This is a genomic window from Verrucomicrobiia bacterium (assembly GCA_035629175.1).
Taxonomy (GTDB): Bacteria; Verrucomicrobiota; Verrucomicrobiia; order Limisphaerales; family DASXHY01; genus DASXHY01.
In genome coordinates this window covers 74093-91106 of the sequence record DASPIL010000029.1, presented here as the reverse complement: position 1 = coordinate 91106, position 17014 = coordinate 74093, and the positions used below count along the sequence as shown (strand labels likewise).

Below are 17014 nucleotides of genomic sequence, written 5' to 3'. Positions count from 1 at the left end.
AAGTTGTCCGGTTACTCGGATTTCGCGTCAGCGTTCTGTTCAGCTTCCGTGCCGGAGTCGGTTGCATCAGCTTTCTTTCCCTTCCCTTTCTTCCCGCCTTTGCCAGCCTTGTCGGCTTCTTTGAGGTCGAGCGCGGCAAGTTTTGGTTCAAAGACGACGTTGCGATTCTCACCAACTCCAAAAGCCCCCGCTGCATCCTTGGCGAAAGCCAATGCTTGTTCGTGAGTCACTGTGAACGTCACACGCTTGCCGTCAGGATAGACCTCACTTGATTCCCGTCCCATTCCTTCGCGGGTATCGGACACAAGCAGGGTCCCCTGCCGGACGTAACCACCAGGCAGCCGCGTGAACGCGACGAGCGCCAGTCCAAGGATGTATCGCTGGAGCCGCAGCGTAGCTTCTTTGTCGGAGCCAGCTTTGATGAGGTTCAGCGCCGCGAGTGCGAGTGTTGCATCCCGCCGGATTCCTCCGTCGGCGATGACGCCGCCGTGAGTATTTTCCTTTTTGCCGACCGGCACATGAGTGAAGCCGCGCTGGGCGAACGGATGTTTGCCGATGACTTTGCCTTCCGAATCCCGAAGATCCTCCGGTTCGGCCAAGACTCCTTCCGCAACGTAGTCCATTGTGGGATTGAACTGAGCATGGCGGGTGAGTCGGCGGACGTCGTAGGCGCGAATCGTCGAGGCGATGAGCCGTGGCATTTTCGCCTGAGTTTTGCGGGAGTCCCAAACACCGAAGACGAGTGACGTGGGGGCGATTTTCGCCAGCGCCGTGGCATTGCCATTGAGCAATTCCTTGAACGCAGCTTCCAATTCAGTCTGGAGCGGGGTGCAGCGGACAATGGCATCACCCGCTCGGTGGCTCGCGTGAAGCAGATTCACGAATTTCACGCCTGCTTGGATGACAACTTGCGGCACAAGCGCGGCATATTCCGGCTCAGCGAACATCGGCTCGATGCGGTTCGATTGGGCACCCACCGTGTCAATCAGCGCAATCTTCGGCTCGTTTCCTTCGCCATCAATGTTGTAGCCGCCGGGAAAACCGTCGGCGGGTGACGCCGCGAAGGTTGGGGGAAACAGGGCAGCGTCTGGCCCTTCAACCGGGACGAGGTGTTCGCGAATGACCAGCGCCGCAGGGCCGCCGCTGGTGAGGTATTTGTCGAATCGAGTGATGTCTTTGTTCATGGTTGTAATGTGGTTGCTGGTTTTGCTGTTCGGAAAGCCTTGTGTTTGCGCTGGCCCGTCCGGAACCAGTTCTCGAAGCGGAAAACTCGGGGACGACCATCTGGTATCAGGCCGTTTACAGCCGCGGGAACCAGTGAGACCTCGGTTGGTTCGCTCCAAAGCTGGTAATCAAAGACGCGGGGGCGTTCGGTAGGACGGGGACGCGCCCGCTGAAGGCCGATGAAACACAGCGCCTCAACAGCCGGGTGAGCAAGAGTCTGCGCCTTTAGCTTGTCCGGTGAAAATCCAATGTCGATGGAGTGGGCATTCCCAGTGCGGCGGGCATCGAAGTAAAACGGCTCCCTCTTCTTTGGTTTCCGCTTTTTTCCCGTCGCTGTTAGACCCTGCTCTTCAAACACAACTTGCGCCTGATTCAAAGGGTCCACTCCTTCGGCATCAATCGCCTTGCACATGGCCAGAAAAATTGCCCGTGCATCCATAGACCCCGCCCAAGTTTTCAGAGGCTTGTCGAACCACCAATCCAGACGCATGGCAACTGGCGCAACAATGAGCAATGGTGGAGCAGCTTTGTCGTCTTCGCCCTCGCTCTCGTCTTCGTCTTCGTTTTCTCCTTCGCTCTCAGAAACTCCTGCACTACCCGCGAGGGTAATATTCTTCGCGCAGCCGAGAATCTCGCGAAGCGTGAGCTGTGTGGAGATGCAAAACTCATTGGCGACAAACCACGCCGTAGAACCGGGATTGAGACGTGAGGCCAGTTCCAGCAACCCGCAGCAGGCGAAGAATTGGCCGGGGTTCGTGGCATCCACGCGGATGCGGATAGTGTGGGTGGATTCGCTCATGGCTTTGCCTCCGGAAGTGGTTTGATGCCCGCGCTGGCGGCGTAGTCGGCGGCGCGGAGGAGGGATTCGAGATACGCGAGTCCCCAGCGGCCGTAGCGGCGTTGCAGTCGTGCAAAGCGGCGCGGGACTTCGGCGGCGATGCGCCGGGCGTCATCAAGAGAAGCCTCGGGCTCGAACGTTTCGTCGTGGGGCGAAGTCGGGAAATGGGGACGTGCCCGCCCGTGATGCGCGGCGATGAGATGAAGCACCAAGTCTTGCTCATGTGGCGGTAGCTTGCGGAACTCCGTCTCCTTCTCCGCATCGAGTAACGAGCCGAATTCGTGGCGATAGCGTTCCTCAAGTTGACGTGGAGTCAGATCCGGCCCGGCTTTTGCCAGCCAAACATCAGCGTTGATGTTGCCAATACCGCGCTGCCAGTAGAGCCGCCGTTTGCCGAGGTCGTGGAAGCGCGCCGCAAGGATGACGCAGTTCGCGAGCGGCGATGGAATTGCGAGTTTTCCAACGATAGCCCGTGCGTGCGCCTCCACGTCGCTGGTGTGGTCTTCAAGCAGGATTGATTCATCCGCGCTTCGCAGGCTTTCCACGCCTGCGGACTTTGGGGCTTCGAGCCAGAGCCAATAACGGGTTTCAAGTTCGCTCTCGGGTCTTTCGTCCAAATCTTCCTTGCCTCGCAGTGTGTCAATCACGCGCACGATGCGGAGGCCGCGAAATCCAGAGGGCACTTTGGTCTTATCGGAGCGGACACGGCACCGTAGCGGTTTCTCATCCGGGCCGGAAAGAATGTCGGCGACATCCAGCCCCGTGTCATCTGGGGCCTCCGATTTCCCATCCAGCAGGCCGCGTTTGGACAGTCCGCCAACCGACGGCGGGAGAAGAACGGTGGCCCCGTGTAGCAGGGCTTGCGAATCTTTCCCCAGTAGCTCCTTCAATTGCTTGCGAGCGACTTCGCCATCTTCGTCAACGAGCCAGACAATCTTTTCCGCGTTGCGGACAGCCGCGTCCGCCAGCTTTTCCAATTCAGCTTGCACGCGGTCGGAACGGTCGCGGAGCAGTTCGTGCGGTTTGAGCGGGAAGTCGGCGAGCAGTTCTTCCGGCGGGTAGTTGGCAATCAAAGCATCGGTGATGATTTCGACCTCGCTGCGCCATGCGACATACGTTTCCGGCGGCTCCCATTCGGTCTCGCCATGCAGATAAGGCGCAACCGGTGGACGCCCTGGTAGCGGACCACGGATGCTCGTCATCGCCCACGCGTCAAAAAGGATGTCCGTCGCAGGCCGGATTTTCGGCGGTGGACTGAAGGCGTTGCTGCGGGCTGCGGCATCCAGTTGTCCGAGCGCGTGAGGGCTGGCATTGCCATTGAGTTGGCGAAGTAAATCAAGCGTTCGCGAGCGTGCTTCGTCCATCGCGTCGTCGGCTTTGAATTTCTCCGGGTGGACGACAACAATCGTTGCGTCGGTAAGTTGGCCGAAGCGGTTCACGCGTCCGAATCGCTGCGCCATGCTCTCGAAAGTGGAGAGGTCGCATACAAGTTCGTCGGCCGAGAGATTGACGCCAACTTCGCCCGCGCTGGTCGCGACGAGATACACCGTTCCGCTGGTGAGTTCCTGCGTTGAGTCTGCACGCGATGATGGCGGGAGAAACCGGGCAAATGTCGGATTGCCAGAAAGCGTGTCGCGTTCCTTCCCCCGCATTGTGCCAGTGAGAGCAACGACAGGCAGCTTGGCCTTGCCTATCGAAGCCTCGATTTTCTGCACGACCTCGACGGAGCGGGCGAAGATCAGCACCGCTCGCCCGGAATCGCGCCGGGAGAGCACCAGTTCAGCCAATTTGTCGGCGAGCTGCTTTTCGTCCCCGAGAGCAGCCAGGCGCAGTAGCTTTGTGGCATTGATTCGCTTTGCGACCACGGGATGGTCCGCGTCGGCTTTGCTCAGGCGCAAAGTCCGCGTGAAATCTGCCGGTGCCGCATCGTTTCGATTCGTTGCGGACAATTTGAGGACTTTCAACGGGCGGGTCTCACCGGAACACTTCTGTTCTTCCTCGATGGAATCCAGCAGCTTTTGAAACGCTGGCTCCAAATGTGCCTCATCATGCACCAACAGCACGTCCTGCCCAAGCAACGCCGCATGATGCGGTCGCGCTTTGAATCCACAGGTATAGCGACTGAAAAGCAGACCGCTGCCGATCATGTCCACCGTGCCGACGATGACCGCAGGCCGCGCCGGGTCGGCGCACCACTCTCGATTGTCTGCGAACTGTCCGCGCAGCGTGCTGAGACCGAGCGGTTCCTCGGTTGGAACTGCACACATCGCTTGGAGTTTGGCTCGAAGGTCGGGATTCTTTTGGAGTTCCTGTCTCACACGCTCCACTTCCGCCGTAGTCTGATCAACCACCGTTCGGCGGTTCACGACATAGACAAGACGGCGCGGAACTTTATCGCGGTGCGTGAGCAAAGCTAGCAGCCAGACCATGATGACCGAAGTTTTTCCGAGGCCTGTGGGAAGATCGGCCGCCGCTGGGAAGTCCGCAGAAACCATCCGCTCGTATAGCGCGCACTGCCACGGAAACGGTGCGTTGCCGGTGGTGAGAGTTTTGAAAAGCTCAGTGAAAGAAGTAGTGGTCATTTGGTCCGGGTAGATTCATCTGATTGTCCCTCACGATTCCAAAACCACGCGAGCACGACGGCAGCGGTTTTCCCCAAGCCTGTGGGTATATTTATGAGTTGTGATTGGCAACTCACCCCATTCCGCAAAGTCTCAAGCTTATCCGAATTCGCCTGCGAACCGCACGCCAGTCGGCATTGATAGTCGTATGGCGAGTTACCCGTGAAAGCGTGAAAAAATCTGTCGAATGGAAGCAGGCTCATGGTGCGCCTTCTCCTTTGCGTTTTGATGCGAACCGCCGGTTCATAATTCCTAGTCCACGTTCGCCAAGGCCCATTCCACATTGCATCTTCCCTCGGCGGGTGTCTTGTATCTATCAAACGACTACCCTTTTACCAGCATGAAAACATCAGGAGTTTTGCTGATAATGCGAAAAGCGGATCATACTTTTGCACGTTAAACCTAGCGATATACCTGCCTAAATCCATTCACTTGAAGCTGCGTGAGGAAGACCTGTCGCAGCGAGCGGTTCCGCATTCCGCTGTGCCAAGTGACTCTCAATGCTTACATAACTGTTCGGTCTGACCTCTACTCGCGCCAGAAGTCGGAAAAGGCTCAGATGGTTTTTAGGTCTTTTGGCATCCGCCATTCGTTTGGTGGCAAGAACTCTTGCAAAGACACTAGAAGAAGCGAGGAAGTTAGGTTGTCTGTCGTCGCCTTTTTCGCGCTCGCCGTCACTCCTTCCGTTTGCTGCTCACTGGTCCGGCACCCAGCCGAGATTTGGAGCGAGATCTAAAACCGCGCCAGCGGTTTCCCTCTTTCCCTTTCCACCGCTGTCACGGTTTTAGCTTTCGCTGAATTTTTCATGCGCTGGCGCGCGCGGCTGGCTGCCTCCCCCTCAGTGAAGCGAGCAGCAAACGGCAGGGTGACGGACAGCGGTTTCAAAAAAAAGCTATGAAGACAACAAATCTCCAAAACGAAGCGGCAGCACCGGCGAGTGTCCGGCCTGCGTCGGTTTCAAAGATCCGCGCCTTCGCGGCGCGTCGCTCCAACCGTGAGATGCCTACGAATTCGGTTTCGGCTCTGCCCAAAGCCCAACTGCCCCAGCAATATGAACTGGCCGAAATTGTGGGACGGTGGATTTGGCTGGAGTTTCCCGCCCGCAGCCACCGCGCCGCCGCCAATACTCTCTGGCGTTTGGGCTTTCACTGGAATCAACGCCGTTGCCTCTGGCAGCACCCGTGCGGCTCTTGTGCCCCTTATTCTGTTCATTCCGGCGATCCGCGCAGCAAATACGGTTCGCGCTCTGCCACCAACTTCAACGCTTGAACCAACCGTGAACACCACGTCTCTTTTTCCTGCGCTGGTTGAGCCGTTCACGTTTCCCGCCAGCCCTTACGAATACAAAGTCGTGCCGTTGCGCGAGTGTCCAACACCGGACGCTTTGCAGCAATGTGACACGCCCGACAAGGCCGTTGAATATTGGAAATTGCACATCGCCACTCATCCGCACTTCAACCCCGAATGTGAATGTCTGGCGGTTCTGGTTTTGAATGTTCGCCGCCGTATCAAAGGACATCAGCTTGTTACCATCGGCACTCAGGACACCCTTTTGGTTCATAGTCGCGAGGTTTTTCGGTTGGCGGTCACGACCGCCGCGCACGCTCTGATTATCATGCACTGCCATCCCTCGGGCGACAGTTCCCCAAGTGATGCGGACATCAAAGTGACACGCGATTTGATTCGGGCCGGACAGTTGCTCAAAATTGAAGTGCTCGATCATGTCATCGTCGGCGCAGGCAATTTTTCCTCTTTGAAAGCCCTCGGCTATTTTTCCGCTTGAGAACGCCTGCGAACCCATGATTCACCAAGTGATCACCTGAGAATCTGCCGCTGAAACCTTCAGTGAAAGTTTCAGTAAAACCTTCAGTAAAGGGGTTGGCTTTTGTTTGTCCAAGCAGTGCAGGAGTTACTTGAATTACCTCGTAGAATCGCATATTTTTACCGTGAGACCGGGCATGAACCTGCCCGATTCCGACCCTCGCCTCCAGCCTTCGCTTGCAGCGCAGCGGAGAGCGAAGGCTGTGCGCGGTAGCTTGCCGTTTAGCGAAGGCGGGCGTTGGGCATTGTCTCCTGCGAGCTACGGCTGGCTAGTCACCTGGGAGGGAATGGATGAACGCCTACCCCTGCGTCTACGTTCTTCCATCGGAGTCTGATCGTGAGCAGATCTACGCGGGTCAAACGGCTGCTCTGAAGCAGCGGCTTCAATCACACAATTCCGGCAAAGTTACCCACACTTCCAAGTTCGTTCCGTGGTCACTTAGGGAGAGCCGAATTGGAAGACGCGGTAGAATCGCTGAGGCACGTTAAAGGGCGTGGCCAAAGTGTCGGGCGGGCCGCTATCCAACCAGCGCGTCACGGAGTTTGTGGCGGTCACTTCCCCCGTCGGCGAAGCAAACCAGGAAACAAGGTCGGCCGAGTACTCGACTTGATAGGTGCGGTCAACCGAAGCGTCCCACGTCAGGCTCACAGCGTTCTCAGCCGGCAGCGCCTCCACGGCCGGCTCGACAAATGGAAGCGGGACAAAGCCCGCTCTCTGCAAACCGCGTTGGACTGCTTCATCCTTCATGAAATGATGCCACACCCGCTGCGTGCGATAGTTCTCAATCATGACCACGAATGGGCCTTGATCAATCCCCAGTTCGTCGGGTCCATACCATTGCTGGCCCAGGTTAAACGCGTCGCGAAACCCATATGCTGTCCAGATGTTTCGCCGAAAGCCGTAAAAACGGCGCAAAGCCGGCAGGGAATATTCCGGCGTAAAAGCCATGGCCCCGCCCGCTGCAGTGGGCGCAATCGTGCCATCGTCGTTCAGCGCCGGAGGAGCACCCCGCGCAGCATAGCCCGTCGGCCCGTCACACGCCGTCAACCCCCAGATGGTTGCGCTGTATCCCAGCCGGTTCAACGGGTTATCGATGCAATAAGCCCGGTTTGCCAGCGTCGCGCGCCGGGAGTTCACGAAGTAAGTAATGCCGCGGCCGTTCATGTAAGCGTCGGCGATGTGACGGAAATCGATCCAGCAGTGGGAATACTCATGCCCGAACAACGGTGGAAACTGCACGAACGAAAAACCGTAATGGGTGGCCCAGGTATATCCACTCGTCCATTGCTCCCACGCCGACGCCGGCAGCGGATTGGTGGCAGCGCCCAGGCCGAGACAGTAAAGTATCATCGCCTCGTTATACCCTATCCAATCGTTGGGAATGAAACCCGAGTTTGGAAACCAGCCCATCGAAACAACGTCGGTGCCCCGCGCCATCCAGTTCCAATCGACACGATTGAATATGGCATCGGCCATCGTTCGAATCGCGATCTCGCTGGAGTTGGTGCCATTGAAGTATTGCTTGGCGTGCAGAATCCCGGCCAGCAGCAAGGCCGTATCGATGGAAGACAGCTCGGAATTGGGGGACCGCACCGCGGTGTTCATTTCCAGGAAATGGTAGAACCATCCTTTGTAACCAATGGTGCCCGAGGTGTTGGGACCTTGCGGCCCGTTCAGAAACGTATTCAAGGTCGTCAGCACCCGCGTAACACCCTGCGTCCGTGTTATCCATTCGTGATCAATCCCAATGCAGATCGCGCTCAACCCAAATCCCACCGCCGCGATGCTGCACGGCGATCCTGCCGCGCTGCGATCCGGAATCAGACCGTTGTCCGGATTCGCCAGGTACCAAAAGTAATCGAAACTGGTCTGCTGGACATATTCGAGGAACTCGTCATCGTCGGCAAAGGGACGGGCTGCCACTGCGAGCGTGGCCGACGGCGAACTTTCCTGGGCGGTCGTCGTCAACGCAGTGACCTGGTAGAAGTTGGTCTGACCATTGATCACGCCATTACTCAGATCGCAGAACCCCGGGGACGTCACCAAGTTCGGGCTTTGCGCGACGAACGGACCGCCGATGCTGGACGAACGATACACGCGGTAACCGGCCAGATCGGCTTCAGCATTCTTGTCCCAATGCAGAACGATGCTCTGATCCCCTGCCCGGCTCACCAATCCCGTGGGCGGTTCGATAGCGACCGCAATTTGCAATGTGCACGCAATGAAGGCGATTTGAAAAGACAGGGGTGGTTTCATGGTGAAACGGGTGGCAATGGCACGAACGTATCATCGAAGGCCGCCAGTTCAATCGGAATCACGTAGCGCAGACTTCCGATTCCGGACACCAGACTTGGAAATCTGCGCTGCTCATCAAGGCAGTCGAGAATCAAAACCAAAGATGCTTTGACACTCCCCAACCGTCGTGGAAGAGTTGGCCAACACCTTCCGTCCCCCGTTCTATGAAATGCTCGAAATACTCTGCAACTGGCAATTCTCTCTGCGTCCGCAAGCAGAACCATGGAACAAATTCCATGGCCTTGCGCGCCCCGCTCCTGGTCCTGGCAGCCGCTTTAATGCTTGCAGCCGCGCGGGTTCACGCCGCCAACCTGTTGGTCAACCCCGGTTTTGAGGCCAACAGTGGCCACGTCATTCCCGTGGGCTGGACTCGTTTTGCTCCCACCAACGCCCAACCTGCGGGCAATTACGCCATTGAAGCCCCAGCGCATTCGGGCGCAGTGGGTTGGAAACAGTGGGGCGCGGCTTATGCCATCGGACAAACCAACGTGGCCGGTTTGTCTCAAAGTTTCAGCAGCGCACTCGGGTCGGTTTACCAGGCCAGCGGCTGGATGTTCACAAAGGGCAACGATGCTTTGGGAACTGATTGCATGACCTGGCTGGAAGTTTCATTTCTCGGGGCCAGCAGCAACCTGCTCGCGCTGTATAAGTCCGAGAACTTCACTGCCGCTGCCGGGACGGATATCTGGCTGGAATACCCGGTAACACAAGCTTGTGATATCTCCGCGCCCCTGCCGCCCGGCGACCTCAACTATCCAACCTACGCCGTGACCGGCAGCGTGAGCCAAATCATTGCGCCCGTAGGAACCACCACGGTCCGCTATCGCTATGCGTATAGCCAAGCCGTGAATCAAGGCGGTTCCGCCCATCTAGACGATGCCGTTCTGGACCAGATCAGCGGCCCGATTCCGCCGGTCATCAGCAACCTTTTCCCGCTGAACATGATCTTCGTCGCTCCCAGCAACGGCGTGACCTTCACCGTCAACTCGCCGAGCGGTTTTACAATCAACAACAACGCGATTCGCCTTGTGCTGAACGGCGTGGATGTCTCCGGCAACCTTGTCATCAACGGGTCGTCGTCAAGCAAGACCGTTGCCTATTACGGGCTTTTATCTAATCGGACCTACACCGCATCCATTTCGGTGACGGACAGCTTCAACTTTTCGGCCAACGCGAGCACGTACTTCGAGACCACATGGGTCGGAATCGAACCGGTCACCTATCTTTGGGAGGCGGAGGATTTTGATTTCGGCGGAGGGATGTACATCAACGAACCGGAGCTTTGCAACACGGCCGGAAATCCCAATTGCTACTTTGGAAAAGTGGGCGTTGAAGGCGTGGATGAGCATAATCTCAATGCCGGCGGCAGCCATCAGTATCGTCCTGATGATCCGATGGGCACCTCGGTTTCGGGAGATTTCCTGCGCAAGAACCTTTATGTCGCGAACCGGCCGGATTACAGAATTGATCCCTTCAACTTCAGCGAGTGGGTGAATTACACGCGCGACTGGCCCAACAGCACTAATTGGGTGGTCGCTCGCCTCGCCACCGATATCGGCCTGTCGGGAGTCCTGACCTTGAGCAAGGTCAACACCAACGACATGACCACCACGGACCTCGGAACCTTCACCATTGATAACGGCCGGGGATGGTTCACCTTCGACAATGTTTATCTGAAGGACACGAACGGCAACAATGTCAGCGTCGTCCTCAACGGCAGGGAAACCCTGCGCGTCACCAGCGGCGGCAATCTGTTGCCCAATTTCTTCATGCTCGTTGCGGCGCAGGTTGATCTGCCTTTCTTGTACGGCATGTACCCCGCAGGCACGAGGCCGTTCGAGCAAACCAACAGCTTAAGCTTCACGGTCACCACGGCGGGATCAACCTTTCCAACCAATGGAATCAAAGTCAGCCTGAATGGCATCGATGTCTCCGCAGGCCTCGTGATCACGGGATCGGCCTCAACAAAAACGGTGGTATATCCTTCCCTGCAAACGAACGCCCTTCACACGGCGGTTATCACGGTCACCAATGCGCTCGGCCACGGCATCCGCCTGACGAACACTTTCGATACGTTCAGCCAGGACAATTACATGGTTGAAACAGAGGACTTCGACTACGACGGCGGGCAATTTGTGAACAACGCTGAATGGTATCCCGGTGTTTATCTGGCCCTCGGAGCCACCACCAACATCGACTTCGAGCACACCACTGTGGATGGCGAGTTGTACCCCTACCGCTTCGGCGGAATTCCCGTCAGCCTGGTGCAGAATTACTCCTTTGAAGCGCGCAACAAGTTCGTTGACGTCGGCGGATTTGATTACCAGTTGGATTGGTTCGGAGCCGGGGATTGGGCCAACTACACCCGCGATTATCCTACGGGCCACTTTTATGTTTATGTTCGTTCCGCCGGCATCCTGGGCACCTCGTACACGATGTATCTGGACCAGGTCGTCAGCGGCGCAGGGACAACCAACCAGGCGACAAAACGCCTCGGGGTCTGGAACGCTGTCGGTCGCGGCCAGCAAATCTACGACTGGGTGCAGTTGACCGATGAGGGCCTCTCTGCCCCGGTTGCGGTCCGGCTGGGCTGCACCAACACGCTGCGAATCACAACCCCAACCGGCCTCTGCTACCCGAATTACTTCATGCTCGTTCCTGCGTCCGGCCTTACGCTGTCAGCCGTAAGATCCGGGAATAACGGCAGGCTTTCATTCCAAACCCAGACGGGTGCTGCATACCGGGTCTTCTACCGAACTGATTTGTCAGGGGGCAATTGGACTCTTCTGACCAACGTGCTTGGCGACGGCACGGTAAAGTTCGTCACGGACCCCGCGAATGACGGGCAGCGCTTTTACAAGGTGACCTCTCCGTAACCTTATGAACAACTCACACGGCGCATTTGAAAAGAGCTCCGCTCCTGCGCGCCGGCTGGGTTTTACATTGATTGAATTGCTGGTGGTGATCGCAATCATCGCCATTCTCGCGGCGATGCTTCTGCCGGCGCTTGGCCGTGCGAAGCAGAAGGCGAATGGCGTCTATTGCATGAACAACAGCAGGCAAATGGCGCTGGCCTGGAACATGTACGCCGATGACAACGGGGGAAAACTCGCTCCCAATGTGGATACTCAAACGGCTGGCAAAAGCGCCAATACTCCGTGCTGGGTTGCCGGGTGGCTGACCTTGAATACCGCGAGCACCGACAACATCAACAAGGACATGCTGCTCAACCACGAGCTGTTCCCTTACGGCGCATACCTTGGCTCCTACATCAAGAATGCCGCCTCCTTCAAGTGCCCGGCCGACCGATCATCCGCCCTCATCTTCGGCACAAGACAGCCGCGGGTTCGCAGCCTTTCGATGAACAACTTCCTGGGTTCGCCGTCCCGTTCGAACACAGGAGTCGGAATCCCGGTGACGAATCCGCAAGGCACCAGCAAGTATCCTCCCTACCTGAAAATTACCAGCATCCTGTCACCGGCAATGACCTTTGTTTTTCTCGACGAGCGGGAGGACAGCATCAACGATGGCACGTTCTTCACCGCTGTGGACAGGCCCGGTTTCCTGCCGGATGTTCCCGCCAGTTATCACGCGGGGGCCGGCGGACTTTCTTTTGCGGACGGACATTCAGAGATTCACAAATGGACCGCCAGTTGGATTACGCAACCAATCCGATCCACTCCAATCAATGATCACGACCTAGCTGGAAAGCCGGGCGTCGCGGACGTTTACTGGCTGAATTTACATGCCGTCGGCACCGGGAAATTCCCGTAGACACTGACCCAATGGCGGCAGACGTCCTTGCCTGCCGTAGAACCAGGCTTCCAGCCCGGTGGAAAGAACCTCAAACGAGGCGGGCGCCTTGAGAGGATCTGAGTGTCTCTCGTGCCTAACGGATTTTCCGGGCGGCAAGGATGCACGCCCTCCACGTCAGGCAAGGATGCCTGACGCTACACTCATACGGCTGCTTCGCTGCAGGCTGGCCTAGAGCATGTTTGAAAAATAAGTGGGGTGCTGTTTTCGCGGAAGAGGGAGTTTGCATAAACCCAGTTTGACCACCGACTTTTAATGAGGCTCGCCCAAACGAATTGCTTGGCTATTCACTTGACTTAGTTCGAATCGCCGTCAACGCTGGCACATCACCCAAGAAACGGCTAACCCAAAGGACTCGTCTATGATCTCATCAATGCGTTGCGCACATATTATGTCTGGCATCGGGCTCTGTCTCGTGGCCAGCACAGCAGCCCAAGCTCAAACCATCAACGGTTTCTACACCAACCCGCGTGTGTTCAATGACATGCCCGGGTCAACCCTCACAATCACGCCTGGAGCTCCAATCAATGGCAATCCGTCCACGATCACAATCAACGATCAGTTCACGGGAACCGGCGCCAATCGCCATGACGTGCTGGCCTCCGGCGATGGCGGCCTGACTGCCTATAACTTCGGCATCGACGACAGCTATACCTTCACGACCAGGCTCGTCCTGACAGACGGATTCAATTCGCCCAGGAAGGAAGCTGGCATCCGCCTCAACAGCCCAATCACGGGTGATATGCTGTTCCTAGTCAACTCCGATATGGGCGAGATCGTCACGTTCGGCGGCCCGTTCCATCTGTTTGGCAACAACACCGGCGGGAACGGTTACACTCCCGGCGATTCCATTCTCCTGGGCATCAGGCAAATCGGTGGCGGCGATGGTATAGGCGGCGCCCCGACCACGATCGAGTTCTTCATCGACAGGGGTTCGGGTGTTGTAACAACCGGACCGCTCGCCTGGTCAAACCTCGAAGGTGGACCGCTCAATTATCAATTGGGAGTATATGCGCAAGGAGCCAATAGCGCTTCCCCTGGTGACTTCATCAACGCTGTGTTCACCGACACAACCTTCACTGTGGTACCCGAACCCGGCACATTCGCCTTGATGGGGATCGGATTAGTCGCACTGTTCACCTTCCGCCGTACGCGATAACGGGCGGTTCTGCTTTTGATCCTGACCACGCCAGCAGGGCGGACCTCGCGTTCGTCCTGCTTTCGCTTTAGGGAAGCACCACTACACCGCCCGTAAGGACTCTCGAAACATCGCGATCAGGGCAGGACGCGCACTCTATAGAGCCGGTTGCTCGGTGTCGAAATATCCAGCTTGCTCGCTGTATTGCTCAACGCGGTGACATCGCCGGGAAGTGCCGCCCAGTTTGATGATCCGAACTCTGGGTTGTATTCCAACCTGTAACTCGCATTCGACACCGCAGTCCAGCTCAGTTTCCAGTTTGAACCGATCCGCCCGGGCGTGAACAAATAGGGGAGGGAAAGTGGAGCCAAAACATCCAGCACGCGAACAACGACGGAGCCTGGGCTGTTGCTCAGTTGCATCGATACCAGATTCGACGGGTAAAGGAAGCTGCTGAAGGTCCCATTGCGCGACCCTGCGACAATTACAGTGAACGTGTCGTTGGTCGCGGGAACAAATCCAGGAATCAGATCAACGCTAAAAGCGCCGTTCAACGCAACTGCGCCAGCAACTTGAAGCTGTCCATGGTTCGTACCCGCAGTGGTTCCCCCAAGGCCACAGTTGAGCAAGGCATTCGTTGAAGAAACGTAGCCTCCGTTGACGGCAAGCACGCCGCTACGAATATCCACAACGCCCGAGTTGTTGAAAGGCACGCCGCCCGGAATCGTCGTGGTGCCAATACCACTCGCCTTGCGAAAGGTTCCGGCATTGTCGAACCGGCAGCTCCCGCCGGCATAGAAAATTGGAGCGGAATTCTGCGCCTGGAACAGCGCTCCCGCCCGATTCGTGATGGCGCCGTTCAACAAGATGAAGCTGCTCGCACCATCCCAAAACGCACTGCCCGCGTTCTCCAACGTCCGTTTCAAGGTGATGTTATCGTTGCTCCCAAGGTGAAGCGTTGCTCCGGGAGCGATGAGGGTGCGCCCAGTTCCATCCATGGATCCCCCACTCCACTTCATGGCGTTCCCGATTGTCATGATGCCCGTTCCGCTCCACGTGCTGCTCTGGTTTACAATATCCAGGTTCTGTACGGTCAGGTTTTCGTTGCCGACGACAATCGTGCTGATCCCATTAAGCCTGTAAAGACCCATGCCATTGAGTTGCGCGCCGGGGTTCAACGTAAACGTCCCCCCGACCCATTCGACGAGAGCCGTGGCTGGCGTGGAAAAAATCCCGCTGCTGGCACCTCCGCCGGCGATCCTGTTCGTCGTGCCAAGCGAAAGGTTCAGCGTCCCATTATTTGTAAAGAAGCCATTGCATTGGAGCGTTCCGGATTGAAGCTCCACCACACCCAGGTTGTTGAAGATGCTGCTCAAAACCGTCGTGCCGCTGCTCATCGATTTCCGGAAGATTCCCGCATTGTCGAACCGGTTCCCGCCAGCGCCTGAACTCAGCGACGCATCGGTGCGCACATGGAACAACCCGCCGGGCCGATTGGTGATGACCGCGTCAAAGTTCATGCCGATGGGTCCCTGTCCCGTCCAAACGATGGACCCGGCATTCTCCAAAGTGCGGGTGTTCAGGCCGACCCCGCTCGGGTTCGACAGGTTGACCGTGGCTCCCGCCGCGATGAACGTTCGTCCGCTGCCGCTCATCGTTCCTCCTGTCCAGTTCATTTCGGTGGCAATACTCACCGTTCCGCTTCCATTGAGCGTGCCGTTGACCATGTCGAGGTTGTCGATGGTTAAGTTCGTGTTCGCGGTCAATGTTCCAAAATTGTTTCCGTAACGCCCCTGGCCCAGGAACTGCGCCCCCGGATTTGCGATGAATGTTCCGCCTGTCCAGTTGAGGGCTGACGCAGCCGGAACCATGAAAGTGCTGCTGCTGGAACCACCGCCACCGAGATTGATTGTGCCCGCCTGAATCTCCACAGCGCCCCAGTTGTTCAAGCTCATGCCGCCGTCAAAAGTCGCAGCGCCTGAGTTGATGGATTTGCGGAATGTCCCGGCGTTATCCAACCGGCCATTGGCGAAGCCGCTCCCGATCGAAACGGCGTTTTGAATTTCAAACAACGCTCCCGCACGATTCGTGATCACCGCACCGCCGACCACGCTGAACACGCCTGCACCGGTGATTCGCACAGTCCCGGCATTTTCCAGAACACGGGCGTTCAACGAAGCCGACCCGCTCGCGATCTCGAGAATTGCACCGGGTTTGATAACCGTGCGCCCCGTTCCATTCATTCCGCCGCCCAGCCACGCGAAGGTTCCGGAAACCGTCAGCGTGCCACTTCCTGCCAACGATCCACTGCTCAGGATGACGTCCGCACAATCCGCAGAAGTATTCAGCGTGGCCGAGCCAGCAGGGATGATCACCGTGTCATTCGAGCCGGGCGTGAGATTGGGACTCCAGTTCACAGCGACGTTCCAATCACCACCCGCCAGGTTGGTCCAGGTCAAAACGATAGGGGTGAAGCGGGCAATCACTGTTTTGTTATTCGTCATCACGAGAGTGACCGGGTTGCTTCGCGTGAGGATGTCTCCCATCCATGAATGAAACGGCTCCTGCCCTGCAGACGCCACGGCCGTGAGGGTCACCGATTCGCCGTTCGTGTAACTGATTTTATCGAGCGCCTTGATGACTGACCCTCCATCGCGAATCACGAGAAGCCGATAATGAACGGAGTTGCTGTTGCCCGGGTTGCTGCCGTCCTGAAATTCCTGGAGATTGGAAGCGCCGTCGCCATCAAAGTCACCTGCAGCAACTTGACTCAAGCCGCCAAACTGAGTTGTCTCCCATGAATCGCCGAGGCCATCGGCGTCGCTGTCGATGATCAGGAATGCAGGCGCGCTGGTCACGCTTCCCGACGGATTGGTGAGAACCACCCGAAACTCGCCCTGGCTGTTCGCATTCACGCTGGAGAGCAGCAGAGTATCCTTGTTGGCGTTCACGAGGTTCGTGCCACTAAACCGCCATTGATACGCGAGCGATCGCGCATCCGCCGCGACGACAGAGAACGACGCTGATTCTCCCGGGGCGGCAATTCGGTTTTGCGGCTGGGCGATGATCTGGGGGGGCGCAAGCGTTGCCGCTGCCTGGATATGCAAATTGCCATTGGCATCGAAAACGAACGTGGAATTCTGTGCGCTCGCGAACAGCGCAAACAGGAGAACAAACGATCCGCTAAGCGCTTTCGTTACCCGCGCACGCGTGCCTCGAGAACTCAAAATGAAATAAAGGCGGGCAGCATTCATGGTGCGAGC

10 protein-coding genes are annotated in these 17014 nt (G+C 57.3%); 5 read left to right on the top strand and 5 right to left on the bottom strand.

Annotated elements, in window-relative coordinates:
- Positions 1 to 11 precede the first annotated feature (11 nt).
- The 3 genes from cas7u to cas3u are packed head-to-tail and all read right to left on the bottom strand — an operon-like array spanning position 12 to position 4644.
- On the bottom strand, positions 12 to 1184 hold the full coding sequence (gene cas7u, locus VEH04_04820) for a type I-U CRISPR-associated RAMP protein Csb1/Cas7u (GenBank protein HYG22085.1): 1173 nt from the start codon (positions 1182 to 1184) through the stop codon (positions 12 to 14).
- Positions 1181 to 2023, bottom strand: a complete 843-nt coding sequence (gene cas8c, locus VEH04_04815) for a type I-U CRISPR-associated protein Cas8c (protein HYG22084.1) — start codon at positions 2021 to 2023, stop codon at positions 1181 to 1183. Before cas8c ends, cas7u begins: the two co-directional genes overlap by 4 nt.
- The gene (cas3u, locus tag VEH04_04810) at positions 2020 to 4644 is read right to left on the bottom strand and encodes a type I-U CRISPR-associated helicase/endonuclease Cas3 (GenBank protein HYG22083.1); all 2625 of its coding nucleotides are present in this window, start codon (positions 4642 to 4644) and stop codon (positions 2020 to 2022) included. The genes cas8c and cas3u overlap by 4 nt, the downstream gene beginning before the upstream one ends.
- A 1090-nt stretch (positions 4645 to 5734) precedes the next feature.
- Here cas3u and VEH04_04805 point away from each other — a divergent pair.
- Both VEH04_04805 and VEH04_04800 read left to right on the top strand, forming a co-directional pair.
- Entirely contained in the window at positions 5735 to 6466 is a 732-nt protein-coding gene (locus tag VEH04_04805; GenBank protein HYG22082.1) for a JAB domain-containing protein, read from the top strand.
- 329 nt (positions 6467 to 6795) lie between these two features.
- Positions 6796 to 6993, top strand: coding sequence for a GIY-YIG nuclease family protein (locus tag VEH04_04800; GenBank protein HYG22081.1), 198 nt, complete (start codon positions 6796 to 6798; stop codon positions 6991 to 6993).
- Here VEH04_04800 and VEH04_04795 read toward each other — a convergent pair.
- Entirely contained in the window at positions 6944 to 8761 is a 1818-nt protein-coding gene (locus VEH04_04795) for a glucoamylase family protein (GenBank protein HYG22080.1), read from the bottom strand. The genes VEH04_04800 and VEH04_04795 overlap by 50 nt on opposite strands.
- A gap of 203 nt (positions 8762 to 8964) precedes the next feature.
- Between VEH04_04795 and VEH04_04790 the strand changes: the two genes are divergently transcribed.
- The 3 genes from VEH04_04790 (at position 8965) to VEH04_04780 (ending at position 13772) form a co-directional block, all read left to right on the top strand.
- Positions 8965 to 11676 (top strand): hypothetical protein, encoded by a 2712-nt coding sequence (locus tag VEH04_04790; protein HYG22079.1) that lies wholly within the window; start codon positions 8965 to 8967, stop codon positions 11674 to 11676.
- 4 nt (positions 11677 to 11680) lie between these two features.
- The gene (locus VEH04_04785) at positions 11681 to 12574 is read left to right on the top strand and encodes a prepilin-type N-terminal cleavage/methylation domain-containing protein (GenBank protein ID HYG22078.1); all 894 of its coding nucleotides are present in this window, start codon (positions 11681 to 11683) and stop codon (positions 12572 to 12574) included.
- A 430-nt stretch (positions 12575 to 13004) separates the two neighbouring features.
- The gene (locus VEH04_04780; GenBank protein ID HYG22077.1) at positions 13005 to 13772 is read left to right on the top strand and encodes a PEP-CTERM sorting domain-containing protein; all 768 of its coding nucleotides are present in this window, start codon (positions 13005 to 13007) and stop codon (positions 13770 to 13772) included.
- A 116-nt stretch (positions 13773 to 13888) separates the two neighbouring features.
- On the opposite strand, the gene VEH04_04775 is transcribed toward VEH04_04780, so the two are convergent.
- Positions 13889 to 17005, bottom strand: coding sequence for a hypothetical protein (locus tag VEH04_04775; protein HYG22076.1), 3117 nt, complete (start codon positions 17003 to 17005; stop codon positions 13889 to 13891).
- Positions 17006 to 17014 lie beyond the last annotated feature (9 nt).